This is a genomic window from Acetobacter fabarum (assembly GCF_011516925.1).
Taxonomy (GTDB): Bacteria; Pseudomonadota; Alphaproteobacteria; order Acetobacterales; family Acetobacteraceae; genus Acetobacter; species Acetobacter fabarum.
Map to the genome: position 1 here is coordinate 87,521 of NZ_WOTG01000003.1, position 16,927 is coordinate 104,447.

A 16,927-nucleotide genomic window follows, 5' to 3' on the forward strand; every position below is an offset into this window, starting at 1 on the left:
TAGTATCCGGCCCCAGACGCTGGCTGACTTCACCTGCCCAGCGGTATTCCTTCCCGTCAGGTTCCTTCTGGCTCGGCCTTGCCTTATCAGGCATGCCTGCTTCCGGTCTCCCCGACCGGCTCTGCCGTAGCATGGAACGATCCGGACCTTCCCCTTTTGAACTTCTCTTGCCAGTCAGGGCATTTATTAGATGCATCTTGCGGAACTCAAGGCCAAGTCCCCAGCCGACCTTCTGGCCTGCGCTGAAGACCTGAATATCGAAAACGCGTCCTCCCTGCGCAAGCAGGACATGATGTTCGCCATCCTCAAAACGCTGGCGGATAATGATCAGGCCATTTATGGCGAGGGCACGCTTGAGATCATGCATGACGGGTTTGGATACCTGCGTGCGCCCGAATCCAACTACCTTCCCGGCCCGGATGATATTTACATCTCCCCCACACAGGTCCGCCGTTTTGGCCTGCGCACGGGTGACACGGTTGAAGGGCAGATTCGCGCCCCGCGTGATGGCGAACGCTACTTCTCCATGCTCAAGATCAACACGATCAATTTTGAGTCCCCCGATGCCGTCCGCCACCGGATCAACTTTGACAACCTGACCCCGCTCTACCCCGAGCGCCGCCTGCAGATGGAAGTGGAAAGTCAGGCCACTGCCCCTGAACCCAAGGGCGACAAAAACAACAAAAAGGGCTCCCAGAAGGACTTCACCCCGCGGGTGATCGATCTGGTATCCCCCATTGGCATGGGCCAGCGCGCCCTGATCGTAGCGCCCCCACGCTCGGGCAAAACGGTCATGCTCCAGAGCATTGCCTCTTCCATTTCGGCCAACCACCCCGAAGTGTTCCTGATTGTGCTGCTCATTGACGAACGGCCCGAGGAAGTGACCGACATGGCCCGCTCCGTGCGCGGCGAAGTCATTGCCTCTACCTTTGACGAACCCGCCCACCGCCATGTGCAGGTAACCGAAATGGTGCTGGAAAAAGCCAAACGCCTTGTGGAACACAAGCGCGATGTGGTGATCCTGCTCGATTCCATTACCCGTCTGGCCCGCGCCTACAACACGGTTGTGCCCTCATCGGGCAAGGTACTGACCGGTGGTGTGGACGCCAACGCCCTGCAGCGGCCCAAGCGCTTCTTTGGTGCGGCCCGTAATATTGAGGAAGGTGGCTCCCTGACCATTATCGCCACCGCCCTGATTGATACCGGCAGCCGCATGGACGAAGTGATCTTTGAAGAGTTCAAGGGCACGGGTAACTCCGAACTTGTCCTTGACCGCAAGCTGGCCGACAAGCGCACCTTCCCCGCCATTGACATCACCAAGAGCGGCACACGTAAGGAAGAACTGCTGGTTGACCGGGCAACCCTGTCCAAAATGTGGGTGCTGCGCCGGATTCTGGCGCCCATGGGCACCATGGATGCCATGGACTTCCTGCTCGACAAGCTGAAATACAGCAAAACCAACAATGACTTCTTTGAAGCCATGAACAACTAGGCCAGCCACAGGGCCAAGCCCAGCGGTATCAGGCGGGCCGCATCTGCTGAGTGTCTGTTTTTTTCAGACTGAAGCGGATGCGGCTTCTTTTTTGCGGATTGTCAGCACCACACTCCCATCCGGCTGGGGGGCGTCTGCCAGAACAACGTGCCCGAGTGCTCGCGCGGAGCGGCTGACATTACGGTGTGGTTCCTCCCCCATCAGCCGCACCGCCAGCAGACCACCGGGGGGCAGAACATCCAGCGCCAGCCGGGTGCGCACGAAGGTCATGGGGCATTTTTCCCCCGTAATATCCAGAACCGCCGTGTTGGCAGGCTCGTCCTGTCCCGGGATCAGGGTCTCATTCATGCGGATTTTCCTCCTTCAGAGGGAAAAAATGACACGCCAGCATCATACAGGCAGGCATACACACCATAAAAAAACTGTATGATCGTGTAAAATTGGACAAACACCTCTGACTTCGGCTACCTGAATGACGAACGCAGAGATGATAACATTAGGCAGGGTTTGTGACCTTGAAGGTACAAGCGGCAGAATCACGGATTGAGCAGCTGTGTATCGAACACGGCCTGAAAATGACCGGACAACGGCGCGTTATCGCCCGTGTTCTTTCCGAAGCAGACGACCACCCGGATGTGGAAGAACTGTACCGCCGCGCGGCTGTGCTGGACTCCCGCATTTCGGTGGCAACCGTGTATCGCACGGTGCGCCTGCTTGAGGAAAAAGGCATTCTGGAACGCCGGGACTTTGGCGGCGGACGTGCTCGGTACGAAGCAACGGAACATGGTCGGCACCATTATCACCTGATCGACGTGGATAACGGGAAAGTGATCGAGTTTGAAGACCCCGAACATGAGGCCTTCATGATGAAGGTGGCAGACCGGCTTGGATTCGAGTTTGTCTCCATGCGGCTGGAGCTGTTTGGTAAAAAACGCCAGTCCGCAGCCAGTGCTTCCGCGGGCAAAACAACGCCCCGCTCACGCCGCAAGGGAGAGCAGACATGAGTTCCACACAAACCACAGGCGGGCTTTCTACGCTTGATCTGGATCGCTCACGCTTTCCCGAACTGCATGGTGGCAGCCTGAGTGTCCGCATTGCTGAAACCGATGATGAACGCGATGCTGCACAAGCCCTGCGCTACCGCGTTTTTTATGAGGAAATGGGCGCTCACCCCAGCCCGGAAACCCTGCGCCTGAAGCGTGATATTGACGAGTTTGACAGCGTTGCCGACCATCTTCTGGTCATTGACAATGCCATTGCCTCGGATGCACGCGGTGTTGTGGGGACCTACCGCCTTGTTCAGGGGGATGCCGCCCAGAAGATCGGGCGCTTCTATTCCTCCAACGAATACGACATTACCCCGCTCAAGGAATTTCCCGGTCGCCTGCTGGAAGTCGGGCGTTCATGCGTGGACAAGAACTACCGTGGCCGGGCGGCCATGCAGCTTTTGTGGCGGGGTATTGCCTCCTACATCTTCCTGCACCGCATAGACCTGCTGTTTGGCTGCGCCAGCCTGCCCTGCACGGACCCGGACCAGATTGCAGATGAGCTGACCTATCTGTACCACAACCATCTGGCTCCCCCTGCCCTGCGCGTGCGTGCGCTGGAAAACCGCCGCGTGGAAATGCTGCGCACGGACCCGCATACGCTGAATGTACGCCGCTGCCTTGTGGGGCTTCCGCCCCTTATCAAAGGGTATCTGCGCCTTGGTGGCTACGTGGGGGACGGCGCGGTTATTGACCCGCAGTTCAACACCACCGATGTGGCCATTCTAGTAAAGAGCGAACTGCTGGCGGATAAATATTACCGTCATTACGAACGCCGCCTGCGCGATGCGCTGGACTAAGCCACTTACGGCAAGTTGCCCGTCATCCTGATCTTTAACGGATTCATCAGGCCGGCGGGCAGCCCGCCTGTGCCATGAGCACCCTCATGCCCTCAAAAAACGTGTTGTCCCGCTTTTGTCCAAAACGGGAAACTCTTTATTTTGTCGTCTTTATGCTGGGGCTTGGTGGCATATCCACGCTGGCACTGCCGCCGCTCCATATTCTGCCAATCCTCCTCCTTGGCTTTGGGCTGCTTGGGCAAAGGCTCAACACGACCCGGAACTGGCGGCATGCCGCCTGGACAGGTGCCCTGTTCGGGTTTGGTTTTTATGCCGCCGGTCTGTACTGGCTGGTCAATGCGGTGCTGATCAGGGCAGATGAGTTCTGGTGGTTTGTACCGTTCCCCTCCCTTGGCTGCGCGCTCATTCTGGCCCCTACTGTGGCGGTCCCTGCTGCATTATGCACGCGACTACCCCCCGGCCTGCGCCGCCTGAGCGCCTTTGCCGCCCTGTGGACCCTGTTTGATATGGGGCGCACCTTCATCTTCAGTGGTTTTACATGGAACGCTTTGGGGAGCTGCCTTGCCATACCCGGCCCTGTAGGCACGCTGCTGATCCAGCCTGCCGCGTGGATGGGGGAAGATGGCCTGACCCTTGCGCTGGTTCTGCTCGCCCTGCTCTGCGGGACAGCCCTTCTGGACCAGACACCGCTCGCCCGCTGGACAGATCGGCTGCTTGGCACCCATAATGCCCCTGCCCCCCTGCCGTCTGCCATACGCAGGCGTGTTTTTGCAGGCTCCATTGCTGCTATGCTGCTGTGGTGCATAGCGGGTACTCTACGGCTTTATACCGTGCACCCCACCAGCGAGCCCGGTCCCATTGCCGTCATTGTGCAGGGCAATGTCCCTGAATCCGAAAAAATAGGCAGGCAGAGCCCGCGTGATATTTTTACCCGCTACCTGCATCTGACCGCACAGGGCGTGCAGGCTGCACAAGCCTTGCAGACAACACAGCGCAAACCGGGTGAGCGGTTCCGCCCCATTGTGTTCCTCTGGCCCGAAACCGCTTTCCCCGGTTATGACCTGCTACAGGACAGCCCCCGTGCGCGGCAGGCCATTATGGAATGGGCGGTCGGTGCCGATGCGGGCATTATTGGTGCGCTCCGCATGGATGATGCAGGGCATTACCGCAACTCGGTTATGGCGCTCGCGCCAGATGGCAGCATAGAAGCCGTTTATGACAAAGCCCGGCTTGTGCCGTTTGGTGAATACCAGCCCCCCTTCATTCCCCTGCAGATTGTGCCTCAGGGCGGTATGGCCGCAGGCCCCGGCCCACAGACATGGCACCTGCCCGATATTCCCGCAGTTGGCCCCCTTGTATGCTACGAGGTTATTTTTTCGGGCGATGTGGTCAATGTGCATGACCGCCCCCGGTGGCTGGCAAACGTAACGAACGATGCCTGGTTTGGTAATAGTGCAGGCCCACGCCAGCACCTGTCCTCCGTGCGTTTACGGGCTGTGGAGGAAGGGCTTCCTGTGGCCCGCGCTGCCAATACCGGTATTTCCACCGCCTATGACGGTATGGGCCATATGCTGGACCATCTGGAATGGGGCAAGGCGGGCGTGCTGACTGTGGCACTCCCTGCCTCACTTCCGCCAACCTTGTTTGGCAGGATGGGACAGTCCATTCCGCTGGGCCTATGTGTTATGGTGCTAGTATTGGCCTGCCTGCCCCGCCGCGATCACCAGCACGCGACCAGTCCTCCCAACAGTAAAACACAGCTTTAAAACAGGCAGGCATTGTTATGGCGGCAGTATTTCATGCTTTTCTCGAACGTTCCCAATTTTCCTTTATGAAACGTTAAGATTACATGTTATCCGTCATCTTGTTCCAGCCTTTACAGCCGCGGGAAAAAATCCAGTCGTGAGCAAAACCGAGCCTTTGACGGATCCAGCCTCCACGATATCCACGCATGCCGAAACAATAGATGCCCATGTTGGCAAACGTATTCGGCTACGCAGGACATTACTGGGGCTATCGCAGGAAAAGCTGGGCGAAGCACTTGGGGTTACTTTCCAGCAGATCCAAAAATACGAACGGGGCACCAACAGGGTTGGGGCTTCCCGGCTGTACGATATTGCAACTGCGCTGGACGTGCCGATCAGCTTCTTTTTTGATGATATGCTCAACCCGGCCACCGGCATAACCACCACAGGATTTGCCGAAACACGCAAGCCTTTTGGTGCGCCCCCTCCCCCATCTGCCCCCGTTCCGCCTGGCCCCACAACACAGGCCATGGCGGACGAGCAGGACCTGCTGGCCAGAAAAGAAACTCTCGATCTGGTACGGGCCTATTACCAGATCCCCGACAAAGCCTTGCGGCAGAAAATGCTGGACCTCATCCAGTCCATGGCCCGGCCCAGCACTGCGGGTTAACCGCGGAGCTTACCGGCAGCTCCGCACGCACACAAAAAAGGGGCGATGCCTGCGCACCGCCCCCTGTCTGGTTTGTGTGGTTAGAAAAACCGGGGATCAGAAGCTCTGATCGTCACCACCGCCCCAGTCCCCGCCAGCATCTCCGCCCCAATCGCCACCACCGGCATCAAAGCCCTGATCGGCCTGCACGCCAGCGCCTGCAAAGGGGTCTGCGCCTGTATCGCCGTAATTGTTCACAATGGTTTCGTTGGTGGTTGCGCCACCCATGCCACCATCGCCCATGCCGCCATCATGGTGGCCGCTAAACAGGCTGGTCAGTGCATTGGCTGCCAGCATGCCCCCGGCAACACCTGTGGCTGTTGTCAGCGCGCTGCCCAAAAAGCCTGACCCGCCCGAGAACGCAGAAGGCTGCATGCCATAAGGCATAGGCTGGGGCTGATACTGCGGCGGCATAGCCGGACGCCCACCCCAGCCCGGAGGCGGTGCGGACTGCGGCTGGGCAGACTGCCCGCCACCAAACAGGCCACCAAAAAACCCGCCAGACTTCTGCTGCCCGGCATTGCTCTGCTGCTGTGCCGCCTGCAGGGCCTGCTGCGCCTGCTGAAGCTGGAACTGAAGCTGCTGGATCCGATTCTGTGCCTGCACCAGTGCGGCTTCCTGCACCACGGCCATCTGGGTCACGCGGTAACGGGCTTCTGGGTATTTCTGGAATTCCTGCGCGATAAACTGGTCTGCCTGTGGGTCAATCGCGGGCAGGTTGGGCTGGCTTGCGGGTACGCTGCCAAAACCGTTCTGGGCGGCTCCACCAACACGGGCCATGAATTTTTCAATAAGGTCGCGTTCTTCGTTTGTCATTCCATACCTTCCCGCCCTGCCGGGCCAATTACAGCACCAGAGCTTTGTGCCAGAACACTCTGGCCAAGATGTGGCGCGCCCACAAGCCTGTTACAAGAGAGACCCCCACAAAGGAAACCCTGCCATAAGGCCTGCCTTCTCTTCCGGTCTGGCGCGTGGGGCTGTATGGTGTGGCCACGCGTGCCCTGCGCACATTCAACCTGACCGTCATATTGCGGAGTTTCATCCATACCATGGACCCGGCGTCTCCCCGCCCCACAGAGCGGCCCCTCTCCTTTCAGGACCTTATCCTGACCCTGCACCAGTTCTGGTCAAAACAGGGGTGCGCCATTCTCCAGCCCTATGATCAGGAAATAGGTGCAGGCACTCTCTCCCCCCACACAACGCTGCGGGCTTTGGGGAGCAAGCCCTGGAAGGCCGCCTACGTGCAGCCCTGCCGCCGCCCGTCCGATGGACGGTACGGGGAAAACCCCAACCGCCTCCAGCATTACTACCAGTATCAGGTCCTGCTTAAACCCACTCCTGAAGAAAGCCAGAAACTGCTGCTGGACAGCTACCGTGCCATCGGGATTGACCCCGACAAGCACGATATCCGCTTTGTGGAAGATGACTGGGAAAACCCGACCATTGGCGCATGGGGCCTAGGCTGGGAAGTATGGTGCGATGGCATGGAGGTCACGCAGTTCACCTATTTCCAGCAGGTTGGCGGTATTCCCGTAACCCTGCCCTCCACGGAGCTGACATACGGGCTGGAACGTCTGGCCATGTATGTGCAGGGCGTGGAAAACGTGTACGACCTCGACTACAACGGCGCAGGCCTGACCTACGGCGATGTGTTCCTGCGGGCCGAGCAGGATTACTCACGCCATAATTTTGAACTGGCCAACACGGAGCGTCTTTTCCAGCACTTTAGCGATGCGGAAAAGGAAAGTGTTGCACTGGCCGAGGCAGGCGTTGCCCAGCCTGCTTATGACCAGTGCCTTAAGGCCAGCCATCTGTTCAACCTGCTTGATGCCCGCGGCGTCATCAGCGTAAGCGAACGCGCGGCCTATATTGGCCGGGTGCGCACACTGGCAAAACTGTGTTGCGAAACCTGGCTGGCAGGCGAGGACAAATAAGACCATGCCCGAATTGCTGATTGAACTTTTTTCAGAAGAAATCCCCGCCCGCATGCAGCAGCAGGCCGGCGAGAACCTGCTCCGCCTGCTGGGCGAGGCTCTGGCCCCGCTCAACCCTGTGGATGCCAGAAGCTATACCGGCCCCCGCCGGATTGCCGCCTCCCTCAACCTGGATGCCATGGTGCCCGGCCGCACCGTTTCTGAACGTGGCCCGCGTGAGAACGCACCAGAAAAGGCTCTGGAAGGCTTTACCCGCAAACATGGCGTGAGCAAGGACGCCCTGACCCTACAAAACGGGTTCTGGGTGCTCGAGCGTGAGGAAGCTCCTATTGGGGCCGCTGCGCATATTGCCGCCATTATGCCCGACCTGCTGCGCCGCTTCCCCTGGCCCAAATCCATGCGCTGGGGTGCTGGCAGCACCATGACATGGGTCCGCCCCCTGCGGCGGATTGTCTGCCTGCTGGACGGCCAGATCGTACCATTTTCCATGGCTACGGCAGACGATAACGGCCACAACCTGAGCGCTTCCAACCAGACCGAGGGGCATCGCTTCCTCAACCCCGGTGTTATGGACGTGACCAGTGCCGCACAATGGCAGCAGGGCCTGCATGAACGCCATGTGATGGTGCATGCCGCCGAACGCCGTGAGGCCATTACCACGGGGCTGAATGCACTGGCACAGGCCGAAGGGCTGAGCATTGTGCCCGATGCCGGGCTGGTGGATGAAGTCTCCGGGCTGGTCGAATGGCCTGTTCCCTTCCTAGGGCAGATCGACCCGATCTTCATGGACCTCCCGCCCGAGGTCATGCAGGTGTCCATGCGCGTCAACCAGCGCTATTTTGCCCTACGCAACAGCGATGGTTCGGCGGCACCGCGCTTTGCCTTTGTCGCCAACATCATTCCCACAGATGATGGCTCTCTGGTTGTCAGCGGGAATGAGCGCGTGCTGCGCGCCCGCTTTGCCGATGCCCGGCACTTCTGGAACCTTGACCGCAAGCAAAGCCTTGCCTCCCGCGTGGAAGGGCTGAACACCATCACCTTCCATGCCAAGCTGGGCTCGCAGGGGGAACGTACCCGCCGTATGGTACGCCTTGCGGCCATTCTGGCAGACATGGTTGGCGCCCCTGCCGCGTTGTGTGAACGCGCAGCCGAGTTGAGCAAAACCGATCTGACAACCGGCATGGTTGGGGAGTTCCCCGAGCTTCAGGGCGTCATGGGTGGTTATTATGCCCGCCATGATGGCGAACAGCCCGAAGTGGCACAGGCCATTAGCGAGCATTACACACCGCGTGGCCCGGGGGACGAGGTGCCGGTAGCCCCGGTTTCCGTCGTGCTGGGTCTGGCGGACCGGTTTGACATGCTGACGGCCTTTTTTGCCGCTGGCGAAAAGCCATCCGGCTCGGGTGATCCGTTTGGCCTGCGCCGCGCAGCCCTTGGCATTATCCGCCTGATCCGTGAAAACGGGTTGCGACTGGATCTGGTTAAGCTGTTCACGCTGGCGGCAGAAGCCCTGCCCGAACCCCTGCGCAATGCACCGGATCTGGCCCTGCTGCCCCAGTTTATTGCCGAGCGCCTGCGCGTACAGGTCCGCACCGAAGGAGCACGGCATGATTGCCTTGCCGCGATTTCGGTCGATAATGAAGACACGGACATCGTGCGTCTGCTCGCCCGCGCACAGGCATTGCAGACCATGCTGGAAACCGAGGACGGCCAGAACCTGCTGGCCGCCACCCGCCGTGCCGCCAATATCCTGCGGATTGAGGACAAAAAAGACGGCCCGCATGAAGGTATGCCCGACCCCGCCCTGTTTGAGCAGGACGAGGAACGCGCCCTTTATGCAACGCTACAAACGGTTGAACCCGCCGTGGAACAGGCTTTTGCTGCCGAGCACTTTGCCGATGCCATGCGGGCCGCAGCCAGCCTGCGCCAGCCCCTTGATCGTTTTTTTGAAGATGTCACCGTTAACGCGCCAGATGCCGCACTCCGCCTGAACAGGCTTAAACTCCTGTCCCGCCTTGTGCGTATGATGCGCCTGATTGCCGACTTCAGCCAGATCGAAGGCTAAAAAACACCCCACCTTCCATGCCGGAAGGTGGGGGCATACACAAACAGGTATTCCGCCTTTTGCAGGGCCTGCACGACCAGATCGCGCAGGCCCTGTCTGTTTTTACGGCCCCGAGCGCGAACGACCACCAAAAAACAGGCTGATGATCAGCAGCACCACAAAGACGAACAACAGAACCTTGGCAATTTCCGAGAACCCCGAGGCCGCACCATTAAATCCGAACAGGGATGCCAGCAGAGCAAAAATAAGAAAAACAATAATCCACCGTATCAACGCCATTCTGGCCTCCCTTCGTCCATGTCCATGCCATGCATGTTCCATGCTTCCATAGGGGCTTAACGCAAAATGGCGACCACGGTTCTGTGGTCGCCATTCTGGCATGACACTTTGTGTTCGAGGGCTTAGTGCTCATCCGCCCCGGGAATAAGATCATAACCCGGAGACCCCGGAGCAGGGCCGGGCGGGGGTACATTGCCCACGGCAATGCCGATCAGCTTATCCGCTGCAGGTCCAATTTCACGCGCGTCAATGGCAATGCCCAGATCACCACTACTGCCACCACCCACAGCATAGAGCGTCTGCCCGGCCTTAAGCAGGCCAGAAACCCGCGCGGCCTCACGCGGAGACAGATAGATAACCGAATGATCCTTGAGCACGGCACCCGTCAGATGGCCGCCTGCATCATACAGCGGCATCCAGACCTCACCATGCAGAACAAGGTCTGGCCCGGCTATCATTTCGGGGGAGTGTAACGGCATTTCAATAAAGCTGTCCTGCACCGTGCGCCCACGCGGGCTTGCCACGCTAAAGGCACGGATAATCGGCAGGACCTGCCCCTTGATGCCGCGAATGTCCACCTTGTCCCCAACCTTGATCAGGCCTGCAAAGGTATGGGCCTGTTCGGGGGAGACAAAAACCTGCGTGCCATCATCAAGCACAAAACCGACAATGCCGCCGTGGGGGGCTGGCAGAAACTGCACCACGCTCCCCGTAAACACCGGCAGCACGGACAGGTCATATACGCCTGTGGCCTGCTTTTCCGTTGCGGTCTGCCTGGAGGCAAAGGTGGTGCCGTGGGGGGACGCCTCCTTATGTGCAGGGGCTGCCACCGCAACAGAAGACGCCAGAATCAAACCAGACAAACTAAGCAAAGAGCGCATGAAACAACCACTAAGGACAGGCGCGCCCTGCCCCACCGGGGCAGAACGCGGCAATGCGTGAGACTCGTATGCATACTCTGCCATGAAGGCCCATTCCCGCAAGAGCGGGAATAGCGCGTCAGTGGCGGAAATGACGCATACCAGTAAACACCATGGCAATGCCTGCGGCATCGGCGGCGGCAATCACCTCATCATCACGGATGGACCCGCCGGGCTGTATAACGGCTGTCGCCCCTGCAGCCACAATGGTTTCCAGCCCATCCGCAAAGGGGAAGAACGCATCGGAGGCAGCAACGGAACCCTGCGTCAGAGGGGTGGACTGGCCAGCAGCCTTGGCGGCTTCCCCACTTTTGCTGGCAGCAATGCGAGCGGAGTCCACGCGGCTCATCTGCCCGGCACCAATGCCCACCGTGGCGCAATCCTTGGCGTACACAATGGCATTGGACTTGACATGCTTTGCCACCCGGAAGGCAAAGATCAGGTCCTGCATTTCCTGTTCCGTGGGAACACGCTTGGTGACAACCTTCAGCGCTTCGGGAGCAATCCGTCCGTTATCGCGCGTCTGGGCCAGAAAGCCCCCGGCAACCGAGCGCACAACCGTACCAGCAGCCGTGGGGTCAGGCAGGCCACCGGTCAGCAGCAGACGCAGGTTCTTTTTGCGTGCCAGCAGGGCCTTTGCATCGTCCGCAGCATCGGGGGCCACAATGACTTCGGTAAAGATGGTGGAAATCTTTTCCGCCGTGACCGCATCCAGCGGACGGTTAAGGGCGACAATACCCCCAAAGGCAGAAACCGGGTCACACCGCAGGGCCTGATCCCACGCCGAGGTCAGCGTGTCTGCAACGGCAACACCGCAGGGATTGGCGTGTTTGACAATGACCACAGCCGGGGCATCAAACTCGGCAACAGCCTCAAACGCGGCATCTGTATCGTTGATGTTGTTGTAAGACAGCGCCTTGCCCTGCACCTGTACGGCCGTGGCCACACCGGGGCGGGTGCTGCCATCGCGGTAAAAGGCTGCCTGCTGGTGGGGGTTTTCACCATAACGGAGGATTTCAGCCCGCTGGCCAGCCAGAGCAAACCGTTCGGGGAACGCGTCCTGCGCCTGCGCGGCAAACCATGCCGCAATAGCCGCATCATACGCAGCCGTGCGGGCATAGGCTGCACCAGCATAAAAGCGGCGCATGTCCAGCGTGGTGCCACCATCACCCAGCGCATCAATCAGCCCTTCGTACTGGGCCGGATCGGTCAGCACCACCACATGCGCGTGGTTTTTGGCAGCTGCACGGATAAGGGCCGGGCCACCAATATCAATATTTTCAATGCAGGTTTCGGCATCGGCGCCAGATGCAACCGTTTTTTCAAACGGGTAGAGGTTCACGGCAACCAGATCAATCGAGCCAATGCCGTGTTCTTTCATCTGCTCGACATGCGCGGGCAAGTCACGGCGGCCAAGGATACCCCCATGAATTTTGGGTACCAGCGTTTTAACGCGGCCATCCAGAATTTCGGGAAACCCCGTATAATCCGACACTTCCGTAACAGGCACGCCAGCATCACGCAGGGCTTTGGCGGAACCGCCCGTGGACAGGATTTCCGCCCCCTGCGCCACAAGGGCCCGGGCCAGATCAAGCAGACCGGCTTTGTCGGATACGGAAATAAGGGCGCGACGGATAGGAAGCGTCGTCTGGCTCATGGGTGGACCTTTCGCACGGCAAAAAACGTAATGCGGCTGATTAGCCAACATGCCGCGCAGAGGCAACCAGCCGGGACAAAGAAGATGGACACCGCCTAACGGCGGGTAAACGTCCAGTAAAGTGGCTGACGGCCTGCGGCTATGGCCTTGGCCTCATACCGGGTGGGGAACCAGCCATCGGGGCGGATGGTCGCCGGGGGTGGTGCCTCAAAATACGGCTGTGCGGACATGACCTCCTGCACCCAGGCCTGGTAGGTCGGGTCGTCACTGGCAACGCGCCAGACAGCACCGGGTTTGAGCACACGGGCACAGAGTTCCACATTCTGCGGATGCACAAACCGGCGTTTGGCATGCCGGGCCTTGGGCCACGGGTCAGGGAACATCAGGAACAGCCGGTCCAGACTGGCATCGGGCAGGGCCCGCAGCACCAGACGCGCATCATCATCCCACAGGCGGAGCATATCCGGCAGCGGGGCGGTGGCTTCCTGCTCAACAGGCACAAGCTTGTTCAGCAGCGAACACAGACCGTTATGAAAAACTTCGGAGGCTATATAGCCAACTTCGGGGTGTGCTTTGGTCTGGGCCAGCACATGCTCGCCCCCACCAAAGCCGACCTCGAACCAGATCTGTTGTGGCGCATGGCCAAAAACAGAAGCTGGGTTCGCTGCCTTATCCAGCGGAAACCGCAGGCGTGGCAGCGTTTCGTCCAGCAGGCGTTCCTGACGGGGGCGGAGCGGATGCCCACGCTGGCGGCCATACAGCCTTTCCGGCGGGGGTTTTACATCCACTGCTTCGGGCTGGCCAGCAATGGCCTGACCTTTTGCCTCCGTCATAAACTCGCTACCTTTATATCAGCGCTTCAGGGCGCTGCGCAGGGCATCCACCAGATCGGTGCGTTCCCATGTAAAGGTATCCAGCTTGTCATCCGGCGTACGGCCAAAGTGACCATAAGCAGATGTGGTCGCATAGATCGGACGGTTCAGGCGCAGGTGCTTGCGAATACCGCGCGGCGTCAGGTCCATGACTTCACGCAGGATTTCACCCAGACGGGCTTCATCCACATCCTTGCCGCTTTCATCCAGGTCCACGTAAACGGACAGCGGATGAGACACGCCAATAGCGTAGGAAAGCTGGATGGTGCAGCGGTCTGCCAGACCAGCAGCCACAACGTTCTTGGCAAGGTAACGGCAGGCATAAGCTGCGGAACGGTCAACCTTGGTCGGGTCTTTACCGGAGAATGCACCACCACCATGGGGGGCTGCACCGCCGTAGGTGTCCACAATGATCTTGCGACCCGTCAGGCCGCAGTCCCCATCGGGGCCACCGATAACGAACACGCCGGTCGGGTTGGCGTAGAATTCGCTTTCAGGCGGCATCCAGCCTTCGGGCAGCACGCTGCGGGTTACGTCCAGCAGACGATCGCGCAGAATTTTCTGGTCCGCACCTTCATCATGCTGTGTGGAGATCACAACAGAAGTGGCACCAACCGGACGACCATTGACGTAACGCAGGGTCACCTGGCTTTTGGCATCGGGCTGGAGGCCTGCAACGCGCTCATCACCAGCGCGACGCAGGTCACGGATGGTGTGCAGGATGCGGTGCGCATAATACAGCGGCGCAGGCATGAGGGTGTCTGTCTCGTTAGAGGCATAACCGAACATGATGCCCTGATCGCCTGCACCTTCGTCCTTGTCCGATGTGCTGTCCACACCAACGGCAATGTCAGCGGACTGAGCATGCAGGTAGTTGGAAGCTTCGGCATGACGCCAGGAGAAGCCGGCCTGATCGTACCCAATATCCTTAACAGCTTCACGAGCCAGATGGATCAGCTGCTCGGAGGTTACGGACTCGGGGCCACGCACTTCACCAGCCAGAACGATACGGTTGGTCGTTACCAGCGTTTCACACGCTACGCGCGCTTCGGGGTCTGCCGCCAGATACGCGTCCAGAACGGTATCGCTGATCCGGTCAGCAACTTTATCGGGATGACCTTCGGAAACTGATTCCGAAGTAAACAGAAAATCGCCGTCTTTACGCATGATGGTGCCGTTCGCCCCACGCCAGTGAAAAAAGAAAACAGGTAACCATCCCCAAAAAAGGGGACGGCATCCTATGGCGGCATAGAAAGTAATGGTCAAGAGCCATACGCCACCAGCGCAAAAGACAAGCCCCTGTTTTCAGCCCTGCGCCAGACGCGGGGCACGCCCCATACCACCTGCTTTGGCCCTTACAACGGGGGCAGGCCCAGTACGTCTTCCATGCTGTAAAGCCCTGCTTCCCGCCCTTTTGCCCACAATGCGGCGCGTACTGCACCCGTGGCAAAAATACGCCGGTCAAAAGCCCGGTGCGACAGGGTAATCTGTTCATCCGCAGATGTGAAAAGAACGTCATGTTCCCCCACAATCTGCCCACCACGCAGGGCGGCAAAGCCAATGGCACCGGGTTTGCGGGGGCCTGTCAGGCCATCACGCCCGCTTTCACGCACGTCTTCCAGCGCCACACCACGGCCAAGAGCCACAGCCTGACCAATGGCAAGTGCTGTGCCCGAAGGCGCATCCACCTTCTGCCTGTGATGCATTTCCACAATTTCCGCATCGTAGGAGTCTGCTGGCAAGGCCTGCCCCATCATCTGGGCAAGGCGGCGCACCAACGTGACACCGGGGGAAAAGTTGGCAGCATGCACAATGGTGATGTCACCCGCGGCATCCCGCAGCGCCTGGTTCTGCTGTGCGGAAAGGCCCGTTGTGCCCAGCACCCACGCCACCCCAGTACCAACCAGCGCCTGCGCACTCGACGCAACCGTATCGGCATGCGTGAAGTCGATCACAACCTCGCATTCCTTTGCCAGTGCGGACATGGTTGTAAACAGCGGAATACCCGCAGGCAGGCCCGCGGCCTGCTCGGGCGAACGGGTGGTGCCACCGGCTACGGTCGCCCCGGCTGCCAGCACTTCCTCAACCAACAAACGCCCTACGCGGCCTGTAATCCCTGCAATACCAATGCGCATGTGTGTTATTCCGATCCTTCAAAAAAATCACGCACGCGGCGGAAGAAGCCTGTGTGCTCGGGGCTGTGTTTGATGTCCTCGCCCGCTTCTTTCTCAAATTCTTCAAGCAGTTCACGCTGGCGCTTGGTCAGCACCTGCGGTGTTTCCACCGTGACCTGAATATACATATCCCCCCGCGCACTGGACCGCAGGACCGAGAAGCCCTTGCCCCGCAGGCGGAAATGCGCGCCGGTCTGTGTGCCTGCCGGGATTTTAACAATGGTGCGGCTACCATCAATAACCGGCACTTCTATTTCGGTCCCCAGAGCAGCCTGCGCCATACGCAGGGGCACGCGGCAATACACGTTGGCACCATCGCGCTGGAAGATGGAGTGCTCGGAAACGGAAACATGCACATACAGGTCACCCGGCGGCACGCCATTGCCACCGGCTTCTCCCTCGCCTGTCAGGCGGATGCGGGTTCCGTCCTCAACACCTGCGGGGATCTGCACCTTGATGGTGCGTTCCTGCTCCACAGTTCCTTCCCCACGGCAGGCTTTGCAGGGGTCCTTGACCACGCGGCCCGCGCCATGGCAGGTCGGGCAGGCCCGTTCCACCACAAAAAAGCCCTGCTGGGCACGCACCTTACCCGCCCCGTGGCAGCTTGGACAGGTTTCCACCCCGGAGGCACCACTGTTGGAACCCGTGCCATGGCAGGTATCACAGGCAACACGGGTAATAACCCGCACGTCCTTTTCAACGCCTGCAAATGCTTCTTCGAGCGTGATTTCAACATGGGTCTGGATGTCGTTCCCACTCCGGGCCTGCCCACCACGGCGGCCCATCATGTCCCCGAACATCTGCTCAAAAATATCGCCCAGACCGCCGCCGCCAAATCCGTTAAAGTCGAACCCGCCGGGGCCAGCCCCACCCCCTTCAAACGCTGCATGGCCGAAGCGGTCGTAGGCGGCGCGCTTCTGCTCGTCCTTGAGCACATCGTAAGCCTGATTGATTTCCTTGAACTTGGCTTCCGCTGCATCATCCCCCGGGTTCCGGTCGGGATGAAACTTCATGGCCATCTTGCGGTAGGATTTTTTAATTTCCTCGGCAGAGGCCGTGCGGGTTACCTCAAGAATTTCGTAGTAATCAAGCTGAGTAGCCATGAAAGTCCTCTTGGGGCTGCCTCTTGCATGAGCACAGCATCTGTCCAGAATGTAAAATGTAAAACGGCGTCCGCCTTATAAAAGCACGGACGCCGGAAAGATAATGCATTGAGGCCATGCTTGTCACATGG

At 59.4% G+C, this 16,927-nt stretch carries 16 protein-coding genes; 7 read left to right on the forward strand and 9 right to left on the reverse strand.

Annotation, left to right across the window (positions count from 1 at the left end):
- Positions 1-190 precede the first annotated feature (190 nt).
- The gene (rho, locus tag GOB83_RS06035) at positions 191-1,492 is read left to right on the forward strand and encodes a transcription termination factor Rho (RefSeq protein ID WP_086646302.1); all 1,302 of its coding nucleotides are present in this window, start codon (positions 191-193) and stop codon (positions 1,490-1,492) included.
- Positions 1,493-1,555: 63 nt separating this feature from the next.
- Here rho and GOB83_RS06040 read toward each other — a convergent pair whose 3' ends face one another.
- Positions 1,556-1,840: a sulfurtransferase TusA family protein gene (locus GOB83_RS06040; RefSeq protein WP_165925538.1), complete on the reverse strand. Its 285-nt coding sequence runs from the start codon at positions 1,838-1,840 to the stop codon at positions 1,556-1,558.
- A gap of 161 nt (positions 1,841-2,001) precedes the next feature.
- Between GOB83_RS06040 and GOB83_RS06045 the strand changes: the two genes are divergently transcribed.
- From GOB83_RS06045 to GOB83_RS06060, 4 genes are all read left to right on the forward strand, one after another.
- Positions 2,002-2,496 carry a Fur family transcriptional regulator gene (locus GOB83_RS06045; protein ID WP_086646304.1) on the forward strand — a complete coding sequence of 165 codons (495 nt, stop codon included), beginning with the start codon at positions 2,002-2,004 and terminating at the stop codon, positions 2,494-2,496.
- Positions 2,493-3,338 (forward strand): GNAT family N-acetyltransferase, encoded by an 846-nt coding sequence (locus tag GOB83_RS06050; RefSeq protein ID WP_086646305.1) that lies wholly within the window; start codon positions 2,493-2,495, stop codon positions 3,336-3,338. The genes GOB83_RS06045 and GOB83_RS06050 overlap by 4 nt, the downstream gene beginning before the upstream one ends.
- An 86-nt stretch (positions 3,339-3,424) precedes the next feature.
- Positions 3,425-5,104 carry an apolipoprotein N-acyltransferase gene (gene lnt / locus GOB83_RS06055; RefSeq protein WP_242005753.1) on the forward strand — a complete coding sequence of 560 codons (1,680 nt, stop codon included), beginning with the start codon at positions 3,425-3,427 and terminating at the stop codon, positions 5,102-5,104.
- Positions 5,105-5,240: 136 nt separating this feature from the next.
- Entirely contained in the window at positions 5,241-5,753 is a 513-nt protein-coding gene (locus GOB83_RS06060; RefSeq protein ID WP_165925540.1) for a helix-turn-helix domain-containing protein, read from the forward strand.
- A gap of 96 nt (positions 5,754-5,849) precedes the next feature.
- Here GOB83_RS06060 and GOB83_RS06065 read toward each other — a convergent pair whose 3' ends face one another.
- On the reverse strand, positions 5,850-6,608 hold the full coding sequence (locus tag GOB83_RS06065) for a DUF2076 domain-containing protein (protein WP_086646308.1): 759 nt from the start codon (positions 6,606-6,608) through the stop codon (positions 5,850-5,852).
- Between the two features lie 233 nt (positions 6,609-6,841).
- On the opposite strand from GOB83_RS06065, the gene GOB83_RS06070 reads away from it, so the two are divergent.
- Together GOB83_RS06070 and glyS are read left to right on the forward strand one after the other, a co-directional pair.
- Entirely contained in the window at positions 6,842-7,726 is an 885-nt protein-coding gene (locus GOB83_RS06070; protein ID WP_086646404.1) for a glycine--tRNA ligase subunit alpha, read from the forward strand.
- A gap of 4 nt (positions 7,727-7,730) precedes the next feature.
- Positions 7,731-9,791 carry a glycine--tRNA ligase subunit beta gene (gene glyS, locus GOB83_RS06075; RefSeq protein WP_165925541.1) on the forward strand — a complete coding sequence of 687 codons (2,061 nt, stop codon included), beginning with the start codon at positions 7,731-7,733 and terminating at the stop codon, positions 9,789-9,791.
- A 102-nt stretch (positions 9,792-9,893) separates the two neighbouring features.
- On the opposite strand, the gene GOB83_RS06080 is transcribed toward glyS, so the two are convergent.
- The 7 genes from GOB83_RS06080 to dnaJ form a co-directional block, all read right to left on the reverse strand.
- Positions 9,894-10,070 carry a DUF1328 domain-containing protein gene (locus tag GOB83_RS06080; protein ID WP_086646310.1) on the reverse strand — a complete coding sequence of 59 codons (177 nt, stop codon included), beginning with the start codon at positions 10,068-10,070 and terminating at the stop codon, positions 9,894-9,896.
- A 122-nt stretch (positions 10,071-10,192) separates the two neighbouring features.
- Positions 10,193-10,933 (reverse strand): OB-fold nucleic acid binding domain-containing protein, encoded by a 741-nt coding sequence (locus GOB83_RS06085; protein WP_242005754.1) that lies wholly within the window; start codon positions 10,931-10,933, stop codon positions 10,193-10,195.
- A gap of 136 nt (positions 10,934-11,069) precedes the next feature.
- A complete protein-coding gene (gene purH, locus GOB83_RS06090; protein ID WP_165925542.1) occupies positions 11,070-12,647 on the reverse strand; it encodes a bifunctional phosphoribosylaminoimidazolecarboxamide formyltransferase/IMP cyclohydrolase in 1,578 nt (525 codons plus the stop codon).
- A gap of 95 nt (positions 12,648-12,742) precedes the next feature.
- Entirely contained in the window at positions 12,743-13,480 is a 738-nt protein-coding gene (gene trmB / locus GOB83_RS06095; RefSeq protein WP_095349635.1) for a tRNA (guanine(46)-N(7))-methyltransferase TrmB, read from the reverse strand.
- Between the two features lie 18 nt (positions 13,481-13,498).
- Entirely contained in the window at positions 13,499-14,686 is a 1,188-nt protein-coding gene (metK, locus tag GOB83_RS06100; RefSeq protein WP_086646314.1) for a methionine adenosyltransferase, read from the reverse strand.
- A gap of 188 nt (positions 14,687-14,874) precedes the next feature.
- Positions 14,875-15,654 (reverse strand): 4-hydroxy-tetrahydrodipicolinate reductase, encoded by a 780-nt coding sequence (gene dapB / locus GOB83_RS06105; RefSeq protein ID WP_165925543.1) that lies wholly within the window; start codon positions 15,652-15,654, stop codon positions 14,875-14,877.
- A 5-nt stretch (positions 15,655-15,659) separates the two neighbouring features.
- Positions 15,660-16,796, reverse strand: a complete 1,137-nt coding sequence (dnaJ, locus tag GOB83_RS06110; protein ID WP_165925544.1) for a molecular chaperone DnaJ — start codon at positions 16,794-16,796, stop codon at positions 15,660-15,662.
- Positions 16,797-16,927 lie beyond the last annotated feature (131 nt).